The following is a 22,406-nucleotide window of genomic DNA, read 5'->3' as shown; positions in this document are numbered from 1 at the left end:
GCGAGCCCTGACTTGGGACGCGCACTCCTGACCGGCCACGGCGGTGCCGCCGACCCGCTGCGCATCCACTACCACTAACGGCTGTGGCAGGACCCGACCCGGTGATTCACGTAAGCTCGTGACGAAAGAAACCGCCCCCCGAGAGGTATCTGTGCAGGTCACAAGCGTCGGCCACGCCGGCTTTCGGATCCAGACCCGCGCGGGCAGCATTCTGTGCGACCCGTGGGTCAACCCGGCGTACTTCGCGTCGTGGGTGCCGTTCCCGGACAACAGCGGGCTGGACTGGGACGCCCTCGGCGACTGCGACTACCTGTACGTGTCGCACCTGCACAAAGACCACTTCGACGCCAAGCTGCTGACCGCCCACGTCAACAAGGACGCGGTGGTGTTGCTGCCCGACTTCCCGGTGCCGGACCTGCGCAACGAGTTGGAGAAGCTGGGCTTCCGCCGGTTCTTCGAGACCACCGACTCCGTGCAACACCGATTGTCCGGGCCCAAGGGTGACCTCGACATCATGATCATCGCCCTGCGGGCCCCCGCCGACGGTCCGATCGGCGACTCGGCGCTGGTGGTCTCCGACGGCGACACCACCGTGTTCAACATGAACGACGCACGCCCGGTCGATCTGGACGTGCTGGCCGCTGACTTCGGCGACATCGACGTGCACCTGCTGCAGTATTCCGGCGCGATCTGGTACCCAATGGTCTACGACATGCCGGCGCGCGCCAAGGAGGCGTTCGGCACCCAGAAGCGGCAGCGGCAGATGGACCGGGCGCGCCAGTACATCGCCCAGGTGGGAGCGACCTGGGTGGTGCCGTCGGCCGGCCCGCCATGCTTCCTGGATCCGGAACTGCGTCACCTCAACGACGACCGCGACGATCCGGCCAACATCTTCCCGGATCAGATGGTGTTCCTGGACCAGATGCGCCGCCACGGGCACGACGGTGGTCTGTTGATGATGCCCGGGTCGGTCGCGGATTTCACCGGCGCGACCCTCGATTCGCTGACTCATCCGCTGCCCACCGAGCAGGTCGAGGCGATCTTCACCACCGGCAAGGCGGCCTACATCGCCGACTTCGCCGAGCGCATGGCGCCGGTGCTGGCCGCCGAGAAGGCCACCTGGGCGCCGCCGACGGGTGAGCCGCTGCTGGAGCCGCTGCGGGCGCTGTTCGAACCGATCATGTTGGCCAGCAACGAGATCTGCGACGGTATCGGCTATCCGGTGGAGCTGGTGCTCGGCCCCGAGACCGTGGTACTGGATTTCCCGAAACGTGCGGTGCGAGAACGCATTCCCGATGAGAAGGTGCGCTACGGTTTTGCCATCGCGCCCGAACTGGTACGCACCGTGCTGCGCGACAACGAACCCGACTGGGTGAACACCATCTTTTTGTCCACCCGGTTCCGGGCCTGGCGGGTCGGCGGCTACAACGAATACCTGTACACGTTCTTCAAGTGCCTGACCGAGGAGCGGATCGCCTACGCCGACGGCTGGTTCGCCGAGTCGCATGACGACTCCGCTTCGATCACCATGGACGGCTGGGAGTTTCAGCGCCGCTGCCCGCACCTGAAGGCAGACTTGTCCAAATTCGGTGTGATAGAAGGCAATACGCTGACCTGCAACCTGCACGGGTGGCAGTGGCGGCTGGACGACGGTCGCTGTCTGACCACGCGCGGTCACGAGCTGAGGAGTTCTCCGGCATGAGCACGATGGCGGACCTGTGCTACGACGACGGCGTGGTGCAACTGGACGAAATGGCGATCGCGTTGCGCCGCTACCATTTTCCGTCCGGCACCGCCAAGGTGATCAGCCTCGACCAGATCCGGTCCTACAAGGTCGAGTCGCTGGGCCTGTTCACGGTGCGCTTCAACGTGTGGGGCAGTCCGGACTTTCGCCGCTGGTTGCCGTTGGATCTGTACCGGCCGCTGAAGTCGGTGTTGATCACGCTGGACATACCGGGCTCGAAGCCGGCTTTCACCCCGGCGCGTCCTGAGGAGTTCCTGGCCTGCTTCGAGGAACTGCTGAACGCTCGCGGCTAGCGATCGGCCAGGGCTGCCCGACCGGCGTTGTAGCCGGGGGTGAAGGTGATGCCCGGTCCGCCGTGGCAGCCGGCGCTACCCAGGTACAGCCCCTCGACCGGAATGGGTTGCCCGATGAATCCTCTGGGTCCGGGCCGGTTCTGCCCCACCTGATCCGAGTGCAGCAGCCCGTGACAGTAGTCGCCGCCGGGTGCGGAGAACATCACTCCCATGTGCCTGGGCGTGAAGGTGGTGTGCCGGATGATGCTGCGTTCGAAATTGGGCGCCAGCCGGGTGATCTTGTCGATCACCCGCTGCCCCATCTCGACCTTGGCCTGCCCGTAATCGACGCCGCCCTCGATCGGGAACCACAGCGCGAACGCCGACGCCGCGTGCTTGCCGTCCGGCGCCAGGTCGGGATCGTGCACCGACGGTATCTGCAGCACCAGCGTGGGATCGGCCGGCACGATCCCGCGACGGCAGTCCTCCCATTGCTGCTGAACCTCTTCCGGCGTACAGAAGATGCCGATCGATGCCTGCAGGCTCGGGTCGTTGAGCGCCTCGTACGGCGTCGCGAACTGTGGCGCCTCGTCCAGCGCGAAGTGCATCTGCAGATAACTGCCCCGGTGGTCGATGCGCGCATACCGGTCCCGGATGTCGGCGGGCAGCAGTGCGGGGTCGATCAGGTCGTTGACCGTGGCGTCGGGTGCGATGGACGAGACGACGATCGGGGCGGACAGCGTATCGCCGGACTCGGTGCGCACGCCGGTCACCCGGCCGGCTGCGATGAGGATCTCGGTGACCTTGGTCCGCAACCGCACTTCACCGCCGGCCGCCTCCAGCACGTGGGCCAGATGCGCGGTGAGCGCGCCGATGCCGCCACGCAGCTTCTTCATCTGCACGAAGTCGCCCTCGGGGATGCCGAGCCCGAAGGCCAGCGCGGCGGCGCTGCCCGGGGTGGACGGGCCGCGATACAGGGTGTTGACCGCCAGCATGGTCATCGAACCCCTTATCGCGCCGTGCTTTTCGCGATCCGGGAAGTAACGGTCCAGCACCTCGGTCACCGAACCGAACAACATGTCGTCGATCGCGGACCGCTCGAATTCGTTTGTGGCGCAGGCGTACATCTCGTCGAAGGTCTTGGGCAGGGTGCCCGCCTCGAACCGGCCCAGCGCCCGCGTCGGCGCCTGGGCCCACATCAGCAGTCCCCCCATCCCGGCGACGGCGTCGGCGCCGTGCACCTCGTTGAGGTGGGCGAACATCTTCATCGGGTCGGAATACTGGACCAGCGGATCGTCGCCGATGCCACGCAGCGCGACCGACATGACTTCCAGGTCGACGGTCGGGAGGGCATCCAGCCCCAGTTCGCTGATCACCTGCGCCGAAGTGGGGAACTGCACCGAACCGGCGATCTCGAACTGATACCCGTCGAACAGTTCCACGGTGGCGGCCATCCCGCCGGCGTAGAGCTTGCCGTCCAGGCAGACCGTCCGCAGCCCGGCCCGCTGCAGCAGCACCGCCGCTGTCAGCCCGTTATGCCCGGCGCCGATCACGATCGCGTCGTAGTCACTACCCGTGTCAGACATGGCGACCTCCCGCACCGGAGGCTGTCACGCGGACAAAGTTTTGTCAATTATGACGAAACAGACGGTAACCAGGACGCCCAGGTGTCGTCGAGGCCGGCGCGCACCGTCGCCAGCGCCAGTTGGCTCATCCTGGCGAGTTCGCCGAGCGACCGGTCGTCCCCGACCATCCAGGCTTCCATCGCGCCGAACACCGCGGCGGCGATGCAGCGGGCGGTCACGGTGGTCCGCAGTTGAAAATCACGCGGCTGGTCGGCGGCTCGGCTGCGGCGCTGTAGCTGCACCTGGATGGCGTCGGCGAAGTCGGCCTGGACCTCGCGGATGTGGCGCACGATGCGGCCGGGGTCGATCTCGCCACCGCGCAGCGCGGCGATTTTGGTCACCGCTTCCACGTCGTAAGGGAACGCGAAGATGGCTGCCTGCACGGAGTCGATGACGGGTTCGTCGACGGGCCGGGCGTCCAGGGCCGAGCGGAACCAGTTCAGGCCGGTGTAGTCGGCGAACAGCAGGTCGTGCTTGGAACTGAAATGTCGGTAGAAGGTGCGTAGCGAGACACCGGCGTCCGCGGCGATCTGTTCGGCGGAGGTGTCCTGCACGCCCTGGGCCAGGAAACGCACCATTGCGGCCTGGCGCAACGCTTCGCGGGTGCGCTCGCTGCGCACCGTCTGCGCGGGTCTCACCATTTGAGCAAGATACCTGAATTGGTTCTGTCAATATTGACAAAACTTTGACGGCGGGGTGAGACTGCGCCCATGGTGTCGCTCCTCGCCCACGCTGTCCTCGGTATCGCCGTCATCTGGTGGATCGTCAGATCGAATCCTGCGGTCTACGCCAGACCGGCCGCCGGGCCGTCCTTATCGCCCCTCGAAATCGTGTACTACGTCGTCGGTATCGCCTCGATCGCGCTGGGCTGGTACTTCAACTTCCGCTTTGTCCAGGGTTACGCCCCGCACGGGATCACCGGAGTGCACAACCCCCTCTGGGGTCCCGGCAGCTGGACCCAGTACATCCAGTTGATGTTCGTCAACCCCGCCGCGGGTTCGGCCGGGCAGGACTACACGATCGCCAATGTCATTCTGCTGCCGCTGTTTTCGATCATCGACGGTTACCGGCGCGGCCTCAAGCGGCCGTGGCTGTATTTCGTCAGCAGCCTGTTCACCAGCTTCGCGTTCGCCTTCGCGTTCTACTTCGCCACCATCGAGCGCCAGCACCGCCACCAGCGCGCCGCGGAAAGAGTAGCGGTCTAGGCACTGAGTTCGTCGCTGCGGTATTGGGTGCCGTGGTGACAGATCTGATTGCCCCCACGGCGTTTCGCGACATACATGGCGGCGTCGGCCGCACAGATCAGCTCGTTGATCCGGGCCGGAATGTCCAGGGCGGCGGGTACCCGCCGTGCGGTGTCGACCGCAGCCGTACCGAGGCTGGCGGTGATGCCGAAGGGCAGCGCGGCGATGGCGTCGCACAACCGCTGCGCTCGGCGGTCCACTTCGGCCGGCCGCCAGATATCGGCGATGACAAATTCTTCACCGCCCACTCGTGCGATGACGGCGGTGTCGTCGGTGTGCGCCCGCAGTGCCTGTGCCACCGCGACCAGTGCGGCGTCGCCGGTACTGTGCCCGAACCGATCGTTGAGCTGTTTGAAGCGATCCAGATCGATCACCGTGATCACCAGCTGGCCGGGCAACGGACGGCCTCCTTCCAAGTGTCGCCGGGTGCGCCGATGAAAAGCGCGGCGATTCAACAGCCCGGTGAGCTGGTCGTGCTCGGCCCGCATCGCATCGATGCCGAGCACATGCGCGACGGCCTGGATGCCGAACGGCACCCCGAGGTTGAGCATGATCACCAACGAGAACGCGCCCGCAGCCGAGACAACGCCGTAGATCGGGACCATCAGCCACGCCTCGACGATCCCGGTGGCAGCGGCGACCACGAAGTTGTAGACCATCAGCGGCGCTGCATGGAACAGCGCGATGTAGCCGGCCATCGTGACGAAGGTGGTGCAGGCCAGCATGGCGCCGAGGGGCTCGCTCTGGGCCAGCACGGCCAGCGCGATGCTGGCATTGGCCACCAAGGTGAAACACACCGCCTGGGTGCGGGTAGGCCATCGCCACACCCAGAGCAGCGCCCCCGTGGCGGCGGCGGCGGCCGCGACCAGCGCACAGGTTGTCTGAACTGGCCCGCGCGGTCCAGTCGTGCTGAAGAAGGTCACGAAAATCGCGGCGACCAGCGCCAATCCGATCGCCGCGATCGCGGCCCGGGTACGGCCAGCCATCCCGCGCACCTGCAGAAGGAGTCCGAGCTGGTCGTAGTGATCCGGCTGCCGCCACCACGCAGTCAACCAGCCCATGCCGCTCACCTCCCCGCGGATCATAACGACATATCCGCAGCTAGCTGAGGGGTTTGCGCAGTTTAGGCAGGCTCCAGCAGCTCGACCCCGACGTAGGGCACCAGCGCCGCCGGCACCCGCACGCTGCCGTCCGGCTGCTGGTGGTTCTCCAGCACCGCAACCAACCACCGGGTGGTGCCCAACGTGCCATTGAGGGTGGCGGCCACCTGGGGTTTGCCGTTCGCGTCCCGGTACCGAGTCGCCAACCGCCGCGCCTGAAAGGTGGTGCAGTTGGACGTCGACGTCAGTTCGCGGTAGGTGCCCTGGGTCGGTACCCACGCCTCGCAGTCGAACTTGCGCGCGGCCGAGGAGCCCAGGTCGCCGGCGGCCACGTCGATCACCCGGTACGGCACCTCGATGTGCGCCAGCATCTCGCGCTGCCAGCCCAGCAGGCGCTGGTGCTCGGCCTCGGCCTCCTCGGGCCGGCAATAGACGAAGCCTTCGACCTTGTCGAACTGATGTACCCGGATGATGCCGCGGGTGTCCTTGCCGTAGCTGCCTGCCTCCCGACGGAAACACGACGACCACCCCGCATAGCGCAACGGACCGGCGCTCAGGTCGAGGATCTCGCCGGCGTGGTACCCGGCCAGCGGCACCTCCGAGGTCCCCACCAGGTAGAGGTCGTCGGCTTCGAGCCGGTACACCTCGTCGGCGTGGGCACCCAGGAATCCGGTGCCGCTCATCACCTCCGGACGAACCAGCACCGGCGGGATCATCGGGATGAAGCCGTTCTCCACCGCCACCCGCAGTGCGAGTTGCAGCAGACCCAGTTGCAGCAGCGCCCCGCGACCGGTCAAAAAGTAGAACCTGGACCCGGCGACCTTGGCGCCGCGCTGCATGTCGATCAGGCCCAACGACTCGCCGAGTTCCAGATGATCCCTGGGGCTGTCCAACGCCGGGGTTTCGCCGACGACGTCGAGGACGGCGAAGTCGGCCTCGCCACCGGCCGGGACACCGTCGATGACGACATTCGAGATGGCCATGTGGGCCGCGGTGAACGCCGCCTCGGCCGCGACCTGGTCCGCCTCGGCGGCCTTGACCTGCTCGGCGATCTCCTTGGCACGCTGCAAGAAGGCGGGGCGTTCCTCCGGTGACGCCTTGCCCACCGATTTGCTGGCGAGCTTCTGTTCGGCGCGCAACGCGTCCGCGGTCGAGATCGCCGCCCGGCGGGCCGCGTCGGCATTCGCCAGAGCGTCCACCAGCGCGGGGTCTTCACCCCGGCTGAGTTGGGAACGGCGGACGACGTCAGGGTCTTCCCGGAGCAGCTTCAGGTCGATCACGGCCGCAAGACTACTTTTGCCGGCACACCGCGGTCGCAGCAGATCGTCGCAGTTCGCCCCGGGTCTCACATCTGCAACATCGGTAACAGTCCCAGCGCAGTCCTGTCAGAATGGAGCCGATGCTCGATCTGCGAAAGAAACAACCGCCACCCGCCGACGGGCTCGAGGAGTCGCCGGCCGACGAACCGGCGGCCGTCGAGGACTCCGAGGAAGCGGCACCTGCCAGCGAGTCGCCGGAGTCGTCCAGGGGCTTCCGCTGGCCGCGCGGCTTGCAGGCGACCGCGACCCGGCGGGCCCTGCTGCTCACCGCGCTGGGCGCCCTGCTGATCGCCGGACTGGTGACCGTACTTCCGTCAGTGGGCAGCGGGGGACGCCTCGCCGGTTACCTCAACAGCGATCCCGCCCCCAGCACCGGCTCCAAGAGCAACGGGGCGTTCAGCCGGGCCGACAGTGGCGACTGCCTGAACTGGCCGGACGGCACTCCGGAATCCGCGTCCATCGTCAGCTGCGCCCAGGACCACCGTTTCGAGGTCGCCGAAGCCGTGGACCTGCGCACCTTCCCCGGATCGGAATACGGGCCCAGCGCCGCTCCCCCGTCCCCGGCGCGGATCCAGCAGATCAACACCGAGCAGTGCGAGCCGGCGGTGCGCCGCTACCTGGGCCCCAAGTTCGACCCGAACAGCAAGTTCACCGTGAGCATGCTGTGGTCGGGTGACCGGGCCTGGCGTCAAGCGGGCGAACGCCGCATGCTGTGTGGACTGCAATTGCCCGGCCCGAACAACCTGCAGGTCGCGTTCAAGGGCAAGGTCGCCGACATCGACCAGTCCAAGGTCTGGCCCGCTGGCACCTGTGTGGGCATCGACTCGGCCACCAACCAACCGGTCGACGTTCCGGTCGACTGCACGGCGCCGCATGCCATGGAAGTCACCGGCACCGTGAACCTCGCCGAGAGGTTCCCCGACGCGTTTCCCGCCGAGGCCGACCAGGACGGGTTCATCAAGGACACCTGCACCCGGATGACCGACGCCTACCTGGCGCCGGTCAAGTTGCGCACCACCACGTTGACCCTGATCTATCCGACCGTGTCGTTGCCCAGCTGGGCGGCCGGCAGCCGCGAGGTCGCCTGCAGCATCGGCGCCACGCTGGGCAACGGCGGCTGGGCGACGCTGCTCAACAGCGCCAAGGGCCCGCTGCTGATCAACGGTCAGCAACCGGTGCCGCCACCCGACATCCCGCAGGAGCGACTCACCCTCCCGCAGATCCCCGTGCAGGTGCCCAGCCAACCGTCGTCGGCACCCGCGCAACAACAGCAGGCACCCACCGCGCCGCCGGGCAACCAGCACCTGCCCAACCAGCAGCCCGTGGTGACGCCCACCCGGGCGCCCTCCTCACCGGCCACCCAGGCTCCGCCGGCCCAGGCTCCCCCGCCGGTGGACGGAGGCGGACCGCCGCCGGCCCCGGCACCCGACGGTCCGGCGCCCGCCGAGCCGCCCCCGAGCTGACCGACGTGGCCGTCCGGATGGACCCGCAGCGATTCGACGAACTGGTCTCCGACGCCCTCGACCTGATTCCCGCCGAGCTGACGGCGGCGATGGACAACGTCGTCGTCCTGGTCGCCGACCGCCATCCCGACGACGACGACTTGCTCGGCCTCTATGAAGGGGTGGCGCTGACCGAGCGGGATTCGGACTACGCCGGGGCGCTGCCGGACACCATCACGATCTACCGCGACGCGCTGCTGGACGTCTGCGAATCCGACGACGACGTGGTCGACCAGGTCGCGATCACGGTGATCCACGAGATCGCCCACCACTTCGGGATCGATGACGACCGGCTCGACGAGCTGGGCTGGGCTTGATTTTCTGGCCGCTGATTCGGCGGGGTGTCCGACGTTTGTCGGCACCCGGTGTTATGAACGACGTATGACCGCTGGCTGCCGCGACTGCCGGGCAGGCTTGGACCACTGCCACGGCACCTTGATCGTCCACTCACTGGCCCGCTCGGAATGCACCGAGAACGACTGTGCGATACCCGAGTTGTTCACGCACGCCTTCGTGGTCGACTGCGATGCGGTCGGCTGCGCCTGCGCGCAGGCCGACGATGTCGGCAGATCAGCCCATTGGATCGGGGCCTGACGCGGTACTGGCCTGGCAGGCCTGCCCGACGGGCGTGTCCGGCGTCTCCGGGTAGAACGGCGGGGTGCTCACACCCCACTGCACACAGCTCCACCGCCCGTCGGTGATCGGAGTCAATACCACCGACTCGGCGTTGTTGAGCGGATTGTCCAGCACGAACGAGCCGTCCACGCCGGCCAGCACAGCCGCGGCCAGCCGGATCGCCGCGCCGTGGCTGACCACCACGATGTCGCCGTCCCAGGCGTCGTCGTCCAGATAACGCATTCGCAGATCGGTGAGCACCGGCACATACCGGTCCAGCACGTCGTGGGCGGTCTCGCCGCCGGGCAGCGCCACGTTCAGCTCGCCCCGGTGCCAGCGCCGGTAGGTGGCGTTGAATTCGGCGATCGCCTCGTCGTCGCTGCGATTCTCCAGTTCGCCGACCTGTACCTCGTGGATGCCGGTCAGCTCGAGCGTGGCCAGGTCGAGTTCAGCACCGATCACCGCGGCTGTTTCCGACGCCCGGACGGCGACCGAGTGCGCCAGGATGGCCGGGGGGCGCCGCGCGGCCCAGCCGCTGCGCGCGAATGCGCGCGCCTGGTCGCGGCCCAGCGGGGTCAACGCCGCCCCCGGGGGCAGCGTGTCCAGCCGGCGCTCGACATTGCCGAAGGACTGGCCGTGGCGCACCAACACCAGCCGGCCACTCATGGTGCTCCCTCGCCCCGGCCGTCGCGCAATCGCGCGAGCCAGCGCGACGCCTCGTCCGACACCGGTGGCAGCACCCCCGCAGGCTGGCCCGTCGGCCAGGAACCCAGATAGCGCACATCAGCACAACGGCGGTGCAGCGCCTTGAGTGCCTCGGCGACGGCGTCGTCTTCGAGGTGACCCACACAGTCGACGAAGAACATGTAGGTGCCCAGCCCGGTACGGGTGGGCCGGGATTCGATGCGGGTCAGGTCGATGCCGCGAATCCCGAACTCGGTCAGCGCCATCAGCAGGGCGCCCGGCGCGTTCTGCACCCGCAACACCACCGACGTCCGGTCGGCCCCGGTACGGGCCGGCGGCGGCCCCGGCGGTCCGATCAGCACGAACCGGGTGCGCGCACCGGCCTCGTCGACCACCCCGTCCGCCAGGGTCGGCAGTGACCAGTGCGCGGCAGCCAGCGGCGAGGTCACCGCGGCGTCGACCCCGCCTTCGGCCACCTGCCGGGCGGCGTCAGCGTTCGAATACGCGGGTCGCTGGTCGACGCCGGGCAGCTGCGCGGTGAGCCATCGCCGCACCTGCGCCGCGGCGACCGGGAACGCCGCCAACGTCCGGACGTCGGCCGCGTCCAGGCCCGGCCGGACCACGATGGAGAAGGCCACCTCCAGCGTGGTCTCGGCGAAGATCTGCAGCGGCGATCCGATGGCCAGGCTGTCCAGGGTGGGCGCCAGGGATCCGTCGATCGAGTTCTCGATCGGGGCGCACGCATAGTCGGCGGTGCCGTCGCGCACCGCGTCCAGCGCGGCCGGGGTGCTCTCGACCGGCAGCCTCGTTGCCCTGTCAGACCCGGGGATCAACCCGGTGTCGGCGATTCGGAGCAGCGCGGCCTCGGTGAAAGTTCCTTCCGGTCCGAGGTAAGCGATGCGGGCCACAGAGACAACCCTAACGGCGCGTCGGCGTGGGCCACCGACTCTTGCGAGTTACCCGACCCTAAGTTACCTTAGGCTTACCTAAAACTACGGAGGTAACTGTGCTACCGGTCACACACCCTACGCCCACCACGGCAGAGCGCATTCGCAGCGCCTGCGTCCGGGCCGGGGGCGCGCTGTTGGCGGTCGAGGATGCCGATCCGGTGTCCACGCCCATGCACCACCTGCTGTACGACGGCACATTCGCCGTCGCAGTTCCCAGCAGCATGCCGGAATGCCAGGTGGAGTCCGGGTCGCAGGCACTGCTGGAACTGACCGACTACGCGCCGTTGCCGGTGCGGGAGCCGGTCCGGTCGCTGGTCTGGGTGCGTGGCCGGCTGCACCGGATCCCCCCCGGCGCGGTGGCCAAACTGTTGGACCTGATCGCCACGGAAAATCCGAACCCCGCGCTGCTGCAGGTCCAAACGCCGAAATCCGCTCCGCCCAGTGCGGACGATGTCAGCTACACCCTGCTGCGCCTTGAGATCGATTCGGTGGTGGTCACCGACGCGACCGGCGCCGAGCCCGTGAGCGTCGCCGATCTGCTGACGGCACGCCCCGACCCGTTCTGCGAGATCGAGTCCACGCTGCTGTGGCATCTGGCCACCGCCCACAACGACGTCGTCGCGCGGCTGGTGTCGCGGCTACCGGCGCCATTGCGGCGCGGACATGTCCGTCCGCTGGGACTGGACCGTTACGGCGTACGGTTCCGCGTCGAAGGCACCGACGGGGACCGCGACATCCGGTTGCCGTTTCACAAGCCGGTGGACGACATGAGCGGTCTCAGCCAGGCAATCCGCGTCCTGATGGGCTGTCCGTTCGTCAACGGGTTGCGCGCGCGCCAGTAACGCCGCCGGTTCGCTACCCCCGCGGGTGCCCGCCCCGTAAGTTGTCCCGGGTGAACGGGGATCGACCAGCGCAGCGACCGATTCAGCCGGAAGCTGCCCCGGTGTTGCGCCGCCGACCCCTGCCGCCCCCGGTGACGCCGCCCCCGCCGGCCGCGCCGCGACGGCCCCCGCCGGCCGCGCCCAGCCCCCCGCGACCACGCCGCACATCCGGACGCCGCTGGTTCCGGACGCTGGCGCTGGTCCTGCTGATCGTGTCGCTGCTGGTGGTTGCCGGTGTGCTGGGCCTGACCCTCTGGTTCGACTCCGCAGTGCACCGCGCGACCGTGCTGGTCGACTACCAGGAGCGGCCGACTCCCGGCCGCGGCACCAACTGGTTGCTCGTCGGCTCCGACAGCCGCCAGGATCTGACCGCCGAACAGCAGCAGGACCTCGCCACCGGAGGCGACGTGGGCTCCGGCCGCACCGACACGATCATGCTGGTCCACCTCCCCGGCTTCGGGTCCGGGAGTCCGGCCACGCTGATCTCCATCCCGCGCGATTCCTATGTGCCGATTCCCGGCCACGGCCGCGACAAGATCAATGCCGCATTCGCGATGGGCGGTGCGGCGTTGCTGGCGCAGACGGTCGAACAGGCCACCGGCCTGCGCCTCGACCACTACGCGGAAGTGGGTTTCGGCGGATTCGCCGAACTGGTCGACGCGCTCGGTGGCGTGACTGTGTGCCCCGCCGAGCCGATCAGCGATCCACTGGCCGGCCTGGACCTGCCGGCCGGGTGCCAACAACTGCACGGCCGCAGCGCGCTGGGCTACGTGCGGTCCCGGGCCACCCCGCGGGCGGATCTGGATCGAATGGTCCATCAACGGCAGTTCATGTCCGCGGTGCTGCAACGCGCTGGTAGCCCGGCGGTGTGGCTCAACCCCTGGCGCTGGTACTCGGTGCCGCGCGCCGCAGCCGCCGCCCTGACGGTGGACCGCGGCGACCACGCCTGGGACCTGGCCCGACTCGGCTGGGCGCTGCACGGCCGCACCACGGCCACGACCGTGCCGATCGGCGAGTTCAGCGACAGCGGTGCCGGCTCGGTGGTGGTGTGGAATCGCGACGCGGCCCGCGCCCTGTTCGACGCGCTGTCCACCGATGCACCGGTGCCGACGTCCGCGCTGGACCCGCAGCCGTGAATCCGTCCGGCCGAACCGGGGTTCAGCCGCCGTTGTCGGCCGCGGTGTCCAGCCACGCCTTGGTGCGCCCGGGATGGTTGGTGGCGATCCAGGCCACCCCGACCTCCCGGCAGAACTCGACGTCGGCACGCTCGTCGACGGTCCAGCAATACACCGAGCGGCCTTGCGCGGCCGACCGGTCGACCAGCTGGGGGTAGTCGCGCAACGCCGCCAGCGACGGTCCGACCGCCGTCGCACCCACCGCGGTGGCCGCGCTGCTCGTCAGGTAGCGACCCGTCTTGCCCAGTAGCACCGTCGGCAACATCGGTGCGGCGCGCCGGATCCGCCACACCGCGGCGGCAGAGAACGACATCACCACCGCCCGGGACCGGTCCGCGGAGGCTGGGGCGGCGATGCCGAAGCGGTGCAGCAGCGCCAGCAGCTTGCTCTCCACCAGCGAGCCGTAGCGCACCGGATGCTTGGTCTCGATGAAGATCTTCACCGGCCGGTGCCAGTCCAGCACCAGCCCCACCAGCGCGTCCAGGGTCAGCAGGCTGGTGTCGCCGTGCGCGCCGTCCGAGCGCCAGCTGTCGTGCCAGGCGCCGTAGTCGAGCTCGCGCATTTCGGCCAGCGTCGCAGTACTCACCGGGCCCTCCCCCGAGGAGGTGCGGTCCAGACGGCGGTCGTGCACGCAGACCAGGTGACCGTCGCGGGTCAGCCGCACGTCGCATTCCACGCCGTCGGCGCCCTCTCTGAGGGCCTGATCGTAAGCGGCCAGCGTGTGCTCCGGACGGACAAATGATGCGCCGCGGTGGGCCACCACGAAGGGGTGCCCGGCGAGGACCTCATCCGCCCGCGTCATGCGCTTATGCCGCCGGTTCCTGTCCCTCTGGCTCGACCGCTGCGGGCTGGTGCGGTGGATCGGGTTCGACGATCAGCCAGCGGTGGATCGGTCGCTCGACCGGCTTGCGCTCGAAACCTTCGAACACCCGCGCCACCGCGGCCACGGTGATCGCCGCGACGAGGTAGCCGACCACCACCATGATGTTGTTGTTCGCGATGCCCTGGGCGTCGCTGGAGAGCGATGTCGCGATGGTGAACACCGAGACGGCGTAACTGACGACCCAGGCCAGCCACCAGAAGGTGAGCGGCTTGCGCACCCGGTCGTAGTGATCCTCGACCAGGGCGAGTTCGATGACGTACACCGGCGCCAGCACCAGGTTGGCGAACGGCAGCAGGCAGCCGGCCCAGATCCGGCGCGGCGAGCGGTGCTCGGTCAACCCGTGGTGGGCGAACGCCGCAGCCCGGCGGGCGATCAGCCAGCGGACCAGCACCGCGAAGCAGCCCGACAGCGCGACCAGGGCGGCCACGCTGGCGGCGATGCCCAGCCAGTCCGCGGCACCGGCCACCAGGGAGTTGAGCAGCGCGTTGCGGTTGTAGATCAGCAACCCGTAGCGCACCGCGTACATCAGCGCCGCGCCGGCGAGCACCAGTTGCGTGGCGAACATGACCACGCGCACCACGTCCGCCTTCGGGCCCGCCTTGGCCGGGGCCTCGGACGTAGCCGGGACCAGCTGCGGCACCCGGTCGGTCAGGCCCCAACGGGGAATCGCGGTATAGCGCGGGGTGGGACCGAGCGGGCGGCGGCCCCTGCGCATCGGGGGCGCGGCGCCCGGACGCACCGCTATCCAGCGGAAACCGGGTGGGAGGCGGGGTGGAGTGCGCGGCGCGACGGGAGCGGCGGGCAGCTGCGGTGCGACCGGCGGACGCCACCCGGAATCCGCGGCTGCCGCGTCCGGCAGCGGCGCCATCAGGGCACCTCGACAACGGGGGCACCACATGCGCTGGCGTTCGCGCACGTTCCACCGGGTGCCGCACTGGGAGCACACCTGAATCACCGCACCAGCGTAACCGGGGGGCTGCGGGGTCGCCGCCCGGTGAGTGACGCAGGCCACAGCTAAAAATGGCTATCCACAGTTTCCACAGGTTTATCCCCAGCTGGGCGGACCGGCAGCGGGCGCTTCTATCGGCCAGCTTTGGCCGTGACTGTGGATAACATTGCGATAACAACGGGCGCGATAGACAGGCCCGGAAGTGGTCAGAGCGAATACACCGACGAGTACTGGTACCCGGATGCGCGACGGTCCAAACGTGCCTCTTCGCATTCGCGTAGGTTTTGCTACCTGTGCGCGTGGCGTATGATCGCGAGCGCGACAATGATTGTGACTCACCTCACTGACGGTTCCGGCAACGCGAGGTGAACATGCAGTTTGGAAGGCGTTCGATGGCGACACATTCGTTCGGCCCGGGCTCTACCCAGTCGAGTTCGTACTCGGGGTCACCCGTGTGGAATCACGCCTACGTCGTCGCTGCCCTGCGTGCCGGTTTGATCGCGCTGGCGCTGCTCAGCATCTTGGCGCTGATCGCGCTGTCCTGAGCCCGGGATCCGCAGAAACCGTTCGGGCATCCTTGCGGCATCCGCAGTCTTGGAGCAGGGTTGAATGGGTGAGGCCGCCGCGCGGCGGGATCGCGCGAACTACACGTCAGATGAGTCGCTCATCGAGGAAGGAATGCCGTGGCTGAATACACCCTGCCCGACTTGGACTGGGACTACGCAGCACTGGAACCGCACATCTCGGGTCAGATCAACGAGATCCACCACAGCAAGCACCACGCCACATACGTCAAAGGTCTCAATGACGCGGTCGCCAAGCTCGAGGAGGCCCGCGCCAAGGACGACCACTCCGCGATCTTCCTGAACGAGAAGAACCTCGCCTTCCACCTGGGCGGTCACGTCAACCACTCCATCTGGTGGAAGAACCTGTCCCCCAACGGCGGTGACAAGCCGACCGGTGACCTCGCCGCGGCCATCGACGACCAGTTCAGATCGTTCGACAAGTTCCGTGCCCAGTTCAGTGCAGCAGCCAACGGTCTGCAGGGATCCGGCTGGGCGGTGCTGGGCTACGACACTCTGGGTGGCCGGCTGCTGACCTTCCAGTTGTACGACCAGCAGGCCAACGTGCCGCTCGGCATCATCCCGCTGCTGCAGGTCGATATGTGGGAGCACGCGTTCTACCTGCAGTACAAGAACGTCAAAGCGGACTACGTCAAGGCGTTCTGGAACGTCGTGAACTGGGCCGACGTTCAGGACCGGTACGCCGCTGCCACCTCGAAGAGTTCGGGGCTGATCTTCCCCTGATCGGCTGACACCACGGCAGGGCGTCGCGCGGCAACGCGCGGCGCCCTTGTCGGTGCGGCTGCGCAGTTGCGCGCCGTGTCGAGTTGCACGGCGTCAAAACCCCGCGCATCCTTGGATATTCGAGCTACATTTCAGCTGCGGTGCTGTTGCGATTTTTCGAGCTACCAACGTGGTTACTTCGGGTGGAGGCGGTTCGGAGGACAAGATGGACGCTGGGTCCGGTTCACCTATCGGGGTTGCCCCCTTTCATTCTCGTGGCGACCTGAAGGGGTTCGTGATCTCAGGGCGATGGCCCGATTCCACCAAGGAATGGGCGCAGCTGCTGATGGTCGCGGTCCGGGTCGCGTCATTGCCCGGGTTGCTGTCCACCACAACCGTTTTCGGCGCACGCGAAGAATTGCCCGACGAACCCGAACCGGGCACCGTCGGCTTGGTCCTGGCCGAGGGTACGGTTTTCGGCGACAAGGCCATCCAGCCGGGCTATTTCGCGGAACACCAGCCGCCCGCCCTGCTGATGTTGCACCCGCCCTCGGAGACCATGCCGTCGTTGCCGGAGTGCAAAGGCGCCGCGTCCGGCTGTGTGCTGCTGCCCGGGCTGCCGTACCTGGGGTTGGAACACCGGGCGGCATGGGTCGAGGCGGAGGCCGACGGCACCGTCACTTCGATGGTGAGCCGGGTCGGGGTCGACCCGATCAGCCACCCGGACACCGCCATCCTGGCCATGCTGCTCGCCGCCTGACGGCGCGGCCCCGGCGTCGCGGGACCGCGGCGCAAACTCTGCGGCGCTGACCGCACCCGTCCCGGCGGTTCCCCGAACAGACGCGCACGCCGACCACCCGGGTCCGGTGCGTCGAGGCCCGGGCGCGGACCGCACCGGTGGTCTTGCCGCGGCGTCCCGCGGCCCTGCCAGCAGGTGTGTACCGGGCGCCCCACGCCCCTGCGCGGCACCGGGCAGCAAAGTGATCAGCTGAAACGTTCGCGCCGGCCGCTGGTTGCCCGAGATCGGCGGGGCGCGTCGCTGCGGGACTGATCGCGCTGTACTTCGCGCGCGCGCGGACGGCAGCGCTGCGCCCGTTCTGAGCGTGTATTCTGCGGATAACCTGTGAAATCCGGTCAATTCATGGACACCTGACCCAATCGTTTGGATGCTCGTCGGGGGTGTCCTGCATGGTCGCCCGGAGTGCTGGTTCCGAATACGCCCACGTTTGCACTTGGTTGTTGGCTGACAACGTCGCTACCATGATCAGCAAATACCTAGTGATAACCGATTGGTCCGATTGCCCCGGTGGAGGTCATATCGATGAGCACGACGTTCGCTGCCCGCCTGAACCGCCTGTTCGACACGGTGTATCCACCTGGCAGGGGGCCGCACACCTCCGCGGAGGTGATTGCCGCGCTCAAGGCGGAGGGCATCACGATGTCGGCTCCCTACCTCTCGCAGCTACGTTCCGGCAACCGCACGAACCCGTCGTCCGCGACCATGACAGCGCTGGCCAACTTCTTCCGCATCAAGCCGGCCTACTTCACCGACGACGACTACTACGAAAAGCTCGACAAGGAGTTGCAGTTCTACGCGTCGGTGCGGGACGACGGTGTTCGCCGTATCGCGATTCGCGCGCACGGCCTGCCGGTGGAGGCTCAACAAAAGGTGCTGGACCGGATCGAGGAGCTCCGCCGCGCCGAAGGCCTCGGCTCCTAGCTGACCTGGCGGACCGCCGGCAGCCTGCTCGGATTAGGGTTGGCCCAGAGCTCGCGCGCACACGCGATAGCCCACGAGAGATAGCGGGAGGCGGCCGGGAATGGGCCTGTTCGGCAAGCGAAAGAGCCGCGCGACACGTCGCGCCGAAGCCCGCGCCATCAAGGCCCGCGCCAAGCTGGAAGCCAGGTTGGCGGCCAAGAACGAAAGACGCCGCATCAAGACGGCCCAGAAGTCCGCCGACAAAGCGTTCAAGGCCCAACTGAAGGCCCAGAAGGATAGCGACCGGGCGGCGTTGAAGGTCGCCGAAACCGAGTTGAAGGCAGTGCGCGAAGGCAAGCTGTTGTCGCCCACCCGGATTCGCCGCACGTTGACGGTGTCTCGCCTACTGGCCCCGATATTGATGCCGCTGATCTACCGCGCGGCCGTCGCGGCCCGCGGGTTGATCGATCAGCGGCGTGCCGACCGGCTCGGGGTCCCGCTGGCGCAGATCGGGCAGTTCTCCGGCCACGGTGCCCGGTTGTCGGCGCGCATCGCGGGCGCCGAGCAATCGCTGCGCAGCGTGCAGGCTAAGAAGCCGAAAGATCCGGAGACCAAACAGTTCGTCGCGGCGATCAGTGAACGGCTCGCCGAATTGTCGTCGGCAGTCACCGCCGCAGAGCACATGCCGACGCAGCGGCGCCGCGCTGCGCACGCTGCCATCTCCTCGCAACTCGACGGCATCGAGTCCGACGTCCTGGCCCGTCTCGGGCTGGGCTGACCCCGGTGGTGTCGATATTGTCGCGGCTGAGTCTGCTGTGCGCCGTGCTGGCGGCCATCGCGATGTTGACGGCCGGCGGTGCGGCGGCCCAGCCCGCTCTGACCACGGCCACCGCTACCGACCCGAGTTGGGTGTCCGCCCGTGACCCCGACGCCGACATGCCGATCTGGCCATTTGCGGCCGGGACGGTCGCGGCCGTCGGCGTCGCCGCCATCTGGGCGACGCGGCGCAGGCCGTAGCCGGTCCCGGCCCGGCTGGCATGATGGGACCCTGAGCGACCCCGTACGCGTACGCAACGAAATGCTGCAAAGGAGCGGCCGCATGGCAGATCCGCAGGACCGACCCGAGGGCGAAGCCGCCGCCACGCCACCGGCCAAGAAGCAGCCGGCCAAGAAGGCACCCGCCAAGAAGGCACCGGCCAAGGCCACCAAGGCGCCCGCCAAGAAGGCGCCCGCCAAGAAAGCCCCGGTCAAGAAGGCGGCCGCCAAGAAGATCGCACCCGCGCCGGAACCGGTCGAGGCACCGGCGGCGCCGCCCGTGGACCTGCCGCAGCACGCCGAAACCAACGGACAGCTGGCCGCTGCGAAAGATGTTGCGGCGCAGGCAAAGTCGACTGTCGAGCGGGCCCGTAACCCGCTGCCCGCCGACGAGCCCGCACCGTCGTCGCTGCAGTCGCCCGTCCCGTATGCGGTGGCGCTCGCCCTGAGCCTGCTGGCGCTGTTGTTGGTCCGCCAATTGCGCCGCCGTTGACAGCGCCCGTGTCCTTTCAGCCGACGGCCGATCTGGTGGACGACATCGGTCCCGATGTGCGGAGCTGCGACCTGCAATTCCGCCAGTTCGGTGGCCGGACGCAGTTCGTCGGTCCGATCAGTACGGTGCGCTGCTTCCAGGACAACGCGCTGTTGAAGTCGGTGCTGTCGCAGCCGGGCGCGGGCGGGGTGCTGGTGGTCGACGGCGACGGTTCCCTGCATACCGCGCTGGTGGGTGATCTGATCGCGGAGCTGGCCCGATCCAACGGCTGGGCGGGGCTGATCGTCAACGGCGCAGTGCGCGATTCCGCCGCGCTACGCGGGATCGACATCGGCATCAAAGCGCTGGGCACCAACCCCCGCAAGAGCAGCAAGAACGGCACCGGTGAGCGCGATGTCGAGGTGACGTTGGGCGGGGTGACTTTCGCGCCAGGTCACCTGGCCTACAGCGACGACGACGGCATCGTCGTCGTCGCAGCAGGAGAACATCCGCTGCCGGGTTGAGGCCGTCGCCAGGTGTGCGGCCGGCCGGAATCCGCTGCGTCGACATGCTGTCGACTATCTCAACGCGGTGTAAGCTGCCCGCGTGGCGACCTTCTCCGGCACCAAGACTGCGCTCCCCCGCGGCCGGCGCGGTGCACGACCCTCGGGAGACGACCGCGAACTGGCCATCCTGACCACCGCCGAGGGACTGCTGAAGGGCAGGTCGCTGGCGGACATCTCTGTCGACGATCTGGCCAAAGGCGCCGGAATCTCCCGCCCGACGTTCTATTTCTACTTCCCGTCCAAAGAAGCTGTCCTGCTGACGCTGCTGGACCGCGTGGTCAAGAAGGCCGATACCGCGCTGCAGGGACTCTCCGACAAGTTGGCCGAGGACGGGGACAACCGGTGGCGGACCGGCGTCGCCGTGTTCTTCGAGACGTTCGGTGCGCACAAAGCGGTGACGCGCGCCAGCATGGCCGCCCGCGACACCAGTCCTGAGATCCGGGAACTGTGGTCGACGTTCATGCAGAAGTGGATCACCTTCACCGCGCTGGGCATCGAGGCCGAACGCGATCGCGGAGCGGCGCCCCGAACTCTGCCCAGTGACCAACTGGCTACCGCGCTCAACCTGATGAACGAGCGGACATTGTTCGCGTCGTTCGCCGCCGAGGCGCCGTCGGTGCCGGAAGAGAATGTGCTGGACACGCTGGTCCACATCTGGGTCAGCAGTATCTACGGCGAGCGCCGGTAGCCCGGCTCCGCCGGCGCGCGGGCTCACCACCCTGTCGGTGCCCCGTGCGAACATATGTTCGTGCGGTGTGAGGCGTCCATCCTGCATGCGGACCTGGATTCGTTCTATGCGTCCGTCGAGCAGCGCGACGACCCGGCACTGCGGGGCCGCCCGGTGATCGTCGGGGGCGGCGTGGTGCTGGCCGCCAGCTATGAGGCCAAGGCCTACGGAGTGCGCACCGCGATGGGCGGGGCGCAAGCCCGGCGGCTGTGCCCACACGCCGTGGTGGTGCCGCCGCGGATGCGCGCCTACTCCCAGGCCAGCGACGACGTGTTCCGAGTGTTCGGCGATTGCAGCCCGATCGTGGAGCCGTTGTCGGTGGACGAGGCTTTCCTCGACGTCCACGGGCTCGGCCGGGTCAGTGGGACCCCGGTGCAGATCGCGGCGCGACTGCGCGCCGATGTGCGCGAGCGGGTGGGTCTGCCCATCACCGTCGGGATCGCGCGCACCAAATTCCTGGCCAAGGTGGCCAGTCAGGAAGCCAAACCGGACGGGCTGCTCCTGGTGGCACCCGATCAGGAGCTGGCCTTCCTGCATCCGCTGCCGGTGCGGCGACTGTGGGGTGTGGGCACGGTGACCGCGGACAAGCTGCGCGCGCACGGCATCACCACGGTGGCCCAAGTGTCCGAGCTCAGCGAATCGATGCTCGGGTCCATGGTCGGGCACGCGATGGGCCGCCAGCTCTACGCGCTGTCCCGCAACATCGACCGCCGCCGGGTGAACACCGGGGTGCGGCGGCGATCGGTCGGCGCCCAACGCGCGCTGGGCCGCGCCGGTGCCACCATGTCACCCGCCGAGGTCGATGCTGTGGTGGTCAATCTGATCGACCGGATCACCGGCCGGATGCGCGCCGCCGGACGCACCGGACGCACGGTGGTGCTGCGACTGCGTTTCGACGACTTCGGTCGGGTGACACGGTCCCAGACCATGCCGTGGGCTACCGCCGCCACGCAGCCGATCCTGGCCACAGCGCGGCGACTCGTGACGGCAGCGGATCCGTTGATTGCCGAAAAGGGTTTGACGCTCATCGGTTTCGCCGTTTCGGGCATCGACCGCAACGGCGCCGAACAACTGGCCTTGCCCTTCGCCGGCGATTCTGTGTCAGTCGATGCCGCGGTGGACGAAGTCCACCGTCGCTACGGCAAGTCCGCACTCACCCGCGCGGTGCTGGTCGGCCGCGATCCTGGGCTGGAAATGCCGCACCTCCCGGATTGACGGCCGGGCGCCGGCGTTTGTATTCGTTCCGGCCATGTCACGCGTCGCCGGTAAGTTGCCGGGCATGCGCATTGCTTCGATTCTTCAGGTCGGCGTGGTTCTCGCCGGCAGTGTCGCGGTGTGGTTCGCGGTCCCGGCTGCCCGCGCCGACTGTCAGGATGGTGCGGTCACGCCGGCATCGGGCGGCACGTATTCGCTCTGCTCCGGGGGTCAATGGACGCATGTGGACCGGCAACTTTGCGTCGACTATCCACAGTCGCAGTATTGTCCGGCGGCGTCGCGCACCCCGTCGTCCACTCCGTCCTCGTCGACATCGGCCAGTCCGTCACCCGCCGCCACGCCACCCGCGGTTCCATTGCCGCCGACCGATGTCAATCTGCCTAATCCGCCGAATGCACCCGGAGTCGGTTGCACCTGGGTCAACGGTTACACGAAGAAGAACGGGACTCACGTGAACGGCTAT

At 68.1% G+C, this 22,406-nt stretch carries 27 protein-coding genes; 18 read left to right on the top strand and 9 right to left on the bottom strand.

Annotated features, from left to right (window positions below; genetic code table 11):
* Nucleotides 1-151 precede the first annotated feature (151 nt).
* Together AC5Y5Z_RS10785 and AC5Y5Z_RS10780 are read left to right on the top strand one after the other, a co-directional pair.
* Nucleotides 152-1,702, top strand: coding sequence for a Rieske 2Fe-2S domain-containing protein (locus AC5Y5Z_RS10785; protein ID WP_499925067.1), 1,551 nt, complete (start codon nt 152-154; stop codon nt 1,700-1,702).
* Between the two features lie 5 nt (nt 1,703-1,707).
* Complete coding sequence (locus AC5Y5Z_RS10780; RefSeq protein ID WP_463826425.1) at nt 1,708-2,037, top strand: hypothetical protein; 330 nt, start codon at nt 1,708-1,710, stop codon at nt 2,035-2,037.
* On the opposite strand, the gene AC5Y5Z_RS10775 is transcribed toward AC5Y5Z_RS10780, so the two are convergent.
* Both AC5Y5Z_RS10775 and AC5Y5Z_RS10770 read right to left on the bottom strand, forming a co-directional pair.
* Nucleotides 2,034-3,602 carry a phytoene desaturase family protein gene (locus AC5Y5Z_RS10775; protein ID WP_463826204.1) on the bottom strand — a complete coding sequence of 523 codons (1,569 nt, stop codon included), beginning with the start codon at nt 3,600-3,602 and terminating at the stop codon, nt 2,034-2,036. The genes AC5Y5Z_RS10780 and AC5Y5Z_RS10775 overlap by 4 nt on opposite strands.
* Before the next feature lie 47 nt (nt 3,603-3,649).
* A complete protein-coding gene (locus AC5Y5Z_RS10770) occupies nt 3,650-4,282 on the bottom strand; it encodes a TetR/AcrR family transcriptional regulator (protein ID WP_463826205.1) in 633 nt (210 codons plus the stop codon).
* A gap of 69 nt (nt 4,283-4,351) precedes the next feature.
* Here AC5Y5Z_RS10770 and AC5Y5Z_RS10765 point away from each other — a divergent pair, with 69 nt between their 5' ends.
* Nucleotides 4,352-4,846, top strand: a complete 495-nt coding sequence (locus AC5Y5Z_RS10765) for a DUF2834 domain-containing protein (RefSeq protein ID WP_463826206.1) — start codon at nt 4,352-4,354, stop codon at nt 4,844-4,846.
* Here the strand turns inward: AC5Y5Z_RS10765 and AC5Y5Z_RS10760 are convergent.
* Nucleotides 4,843-5,946 (bottom strand): GGDEF domain-containing protein, encoded by a 1,104-nt coding sequence (locus AC5Y5Z_RS10760; RefSeq protein WP_463826207.1) that lies wholly within the window; start codon nt 5,944-5,946, stop codon nt 4,843-4,845. The genes AC5Y5Z_RS10765 and AC5Y5Z_RS10760 overlap by 4 nt on opposite strands.
* A gap of 62 nt (nt 5,947-6,008) precedes the next feature.
* Nucleotides 6,009-7,265, bottom strand: coding sequence for a serine--tRNA ligase (serS, locus tag AC5Y5Z_RS10755; protein WP_463826208.1), 1,257 nt, complete (start codon nt 7,263-7,265; stop codon nt 6,009-6,011).
* A 110-nt stretch (nt 7,266-7,375) separates the two neighbouring features.
* Between serS and AC5Y5Z_RS10750 the strand changes: the two genes are divergently transcribed.
* From AC5Y5Z_RS10750 to AC5Y5Z_RS10740, 3 genes are all read left to right on the top strand, one after another.
* Entirely contained in the window at nt 7,376-8,767 is a 1,392-nt protein-coding gene (locus AC5Y5Z_RS10750) for a septum formation family protein (protein WP_499925065.1), read from the top strand.
* A gap of 5 nt (nt 8,768-8,772) precedes the next feature.
* Nucleotides 8,773-9,123, top strand: coding sequence for a metallopeptidase family protein (locus tag AC5Y5Z_RS10745; protein WP_463826210.1), 351 nt, complete (start codon nt 8,773-8,775; stop codon nt 9,121-9,123).
* Between the two features lie 64 nt (nt 9,124-9,187).
* On the top strand, nt 9,188-9,400 hold the full coding sequence (locus tag AC5Y5Z_RS10740; protein WP_473138660.1) for a hypothetical protein: 213 nt from the start codon (nt 9,188-9,190) through the stop codon (nt 9,398-9,400).
* Here the strand turns inward: AC5Y5Z_RS10740 and AC5Y5Z_RS10735 are convergent.
* Nucleotides 9,377-10,087 (bottom strand): histidine phosphatase family protein, encoded by a 711-nt coding sequence (locus AC5Y5Z_RS10735; RefSeq protein ID WP_473138661.1) that lies wholly within the window; start codon nt 10,085-10,087, stop codon nt 9,377-9,379. The genes AC5Y5Z_RS10740 and AC5Y5Z_RS10735 overlap by 24 nt on opposite strands.
* Nucleotides 10,084-11,013, bottom strand: a complete 930-nt coding sequence (pheA, locus tag AC5Y5Z_RS10730) for a prephenate dehydratase (protein WP_499925064.1) — start codon at nt 11,011-11,013, stop codon at nt 10,084-10,086. The genes AC5Y5Z_RS10735 and pheA overlap by 4 nt, the downstream gene beginning before the upstream one ends.
* A 98-nt stretch (nt 11,014-11,111) precedes the next feature.
* Between pheA and AC5Y5Z_RS10725 the strand changes: the two genes are divergently transcribed.
* Both AC5Y5Z_RS10725 and AC5Y5Z_RS10720 read left to right on the top strand, forming a co-directional pair.
* A complete protein-coding gene (locus tag AC5Y5Z_RS10725) occupies nt 11,112-11,897 on the top strand; it encodes a DUF2470 domain-containing protein (RefSeq protein ID WP_463826214.1) in 786 nt (261 codons plus the stop codon).
* A 50-nt stretch (nt 11,898-11,947) separates the two neighbouring features.
* On the top strand, nt 11,948-13,072 hold the full coding sequence (locus tag AC5Y5Z_RS10720; protein WP_499925062.1) for an LCP family protein: 1,125 nt from the start codon (nt 11,948-11,950) through the stop codon (nt 13,070-13,072).
* 22 nt (nt 13,073-13,094) lie between these two features.
* Here AC5Y5Z_RS10720 and AC5Y5Z_RS10715 read toward each other — a convergent pair whose 3' ends face one another.
* Together AC5Y5Z_RS10715 and AC5Y5Z_RS10710 are read right to left on the bottom strand one after the other, a co-directional pair.
* On the bottom strand, nt 13,095-13,913 hold the full coding sequence (locus AC5Y5Z_RS10715; protein ID WP_463826215.1) for a glycerophosphodiester phosphodiesterase: 819 nt from the start codon (nt 13,911-13,913) through the stop codon (nt 13,095-13,097).
* 4 nt (nt 13,914-13,917) lie between these two features.
* On the bottom strand, nt 13,918-14,949 hold the full coding sequence (locus AC5Y5Z_RS10710) for a DUF4328 domain-containing protein (protein WP_499925060.1): 1,032 nt from the start codon (nt 14,947-14,949) through the stop codon (nt 13,918-13,920).
* A 386-nt stretch (nt 14,950-15,335) separates the two neighbouring features.
* Between AC5Y5Z_RS10710 and AC5Y5Z_RS10705 the strand changes: the two genes are divergently transcribed.
* The 10 genes from AC5Y5Z_RS10705 to dinB all read left to right on the top strand — a co-directional run bounded on the left by AC5Y5Z_RS10705 (nt 15,336) and on the right by dinB (nt 21,943).
* On the top strand, nt 15,336-15,488 hold the full coding sequence (locus AC5Y5Z_RS10705; protein ID WP_463826217.1) for a hypothetical protein: 153 nt from the start codon (nt 15,336-15,338) through the stop codon (nt 15,486-15,488).
* Between the two features lie 138 nt (nt 15,489-15,626).
* The gene (locus AC5Y5Z_RS10700; protein ID WP_499925059.1) at nt 15,627-16,250 is read left to right on the top strand and encodes a superoxide dismutase; all 624 of its coding nucleotides are present in this window, start codon (nt 15,627-15,629) and stop codon (nt 16,248-16,250) included.
* 205 nt (nt 16,251-16,455) lie between these two features.
* Nucleotides 16,456-16,989 (top strand): peptidase, encoded by a 534-nt coding sequence (locus AC5Y5Z_RS10695; RefSeq protein WP_463826219.1) that lies wholly within the window; start codon nt 16,456-16,458, stop codon nt 16,987-16,989.
* A gap of 561 nt (nt 16,990-17,550) precedes the next feature.
* The gene (locus AC5Y5Z_RS10690; protein WP_463826220.1) at nt 17,551-17,949 is read left to right on the top strand and encodes a transcriptional regulator; all 399 of its coding nucleotides are present in this window, start codon (nt 17,551-17,553) and stop codon (nt 17,947-17,949) included.
* A gap of 100 nt (nt 17,950-18,049) precedes the next feature.
* On the top strand, nt 18,050-18,706 hold the full coding sequence (locus tag AC5Y5Z_RS10685; protein WP_463826221.1) for a DUF6474 family protein: 657 nt from the start codon (nt 18,050-18,052) through the stop codon (nt 18,704-18,706).
* A 5-nt stretch (nt 18,707-18,711) separates the two neighbouring features.
* Nucleotides 18,712-18,945, top strand: coding sequence for a hypothetical protein (locus tag AC5Y5Z_RS10680; protein WP_463826222.1), 234 nt, complete (start codon nt 18,712-18,714; stop codon nt 18,943-18,945).
* 82 nt (nt 18,946-19,027) lie between these two features.
* Nucleotides 19,028-19,456, top strand: a complete 429-nt coding sequence (locus AC5Y5Z_RS10675) for an Rv3852 family protein (protein ID WP_463826223.1) — start codon at nt 19,028-19,030, stop codon at nt 19,454-19,456.
* Nucleotides 19,457-19,464: 8 nt separating this feature from the next.
* Complete coding sequence (gene rraA / locus AC5Y5Z_RS10670; RefSeq protein WP_463826224.1) at nt 19,465-19,959, top strand: ribonuclease E activity regulator RraA; 495 nt, start codon at nt 19,465-19,467, stop codon at nt 19,957-19,959.
* An 82-nt stretch (nt 19,960-20,041) separates the two neighbouring features.
* Nucleotides 20,042-20,689: a TetR/AcrR family transcriptional regulator gene (locus tag AC5Y5Z_RS10665; RefSeq protein ID WP_463826225.1), complete on the top strand. Its 648-nt coding sequence runs from the start codon at nt 20,042-20,044 to the stop codon at nt 20,687-20,689.
* 54 nt (nt 20,690-20,743) lie between these two features.
* Entirely contained in the window at nt 20,744-21,943 is a 1,200-nt protein-coding gene (gene dinB, locus AC5Y5Z_RS10660; RefSeq protein ID WP_499925055.1) for a DNA polymerase IV, read from the top strand.
* Nucleotides 21,944-22,189: 246 nt separating this feature from the next.
* Here dinB and AC5Y5Z_RS10655 read toward each other — a convergent pair whose 3' ends face one another.
* Entirely contained in the window at nt 22,190-22,318 is a 129-nt protein-coding gene (locus AC5Y5Z_RS10655) for a hypothetical protein (protein WP_463826227.1), read from the bottom strand.
* Between the last annotated feature and the right edge of the window lie 88 nt (nt 22,319-22,406).

It is taken from the genome of Mycobacterium sp. NGS29, assembly GCF_059812965.1.
The sequence above is the reverse complement of the archived record's forward strand: the minus strand, read 5'-3'. Positions and strand labels throughout refer to the sequence as shown.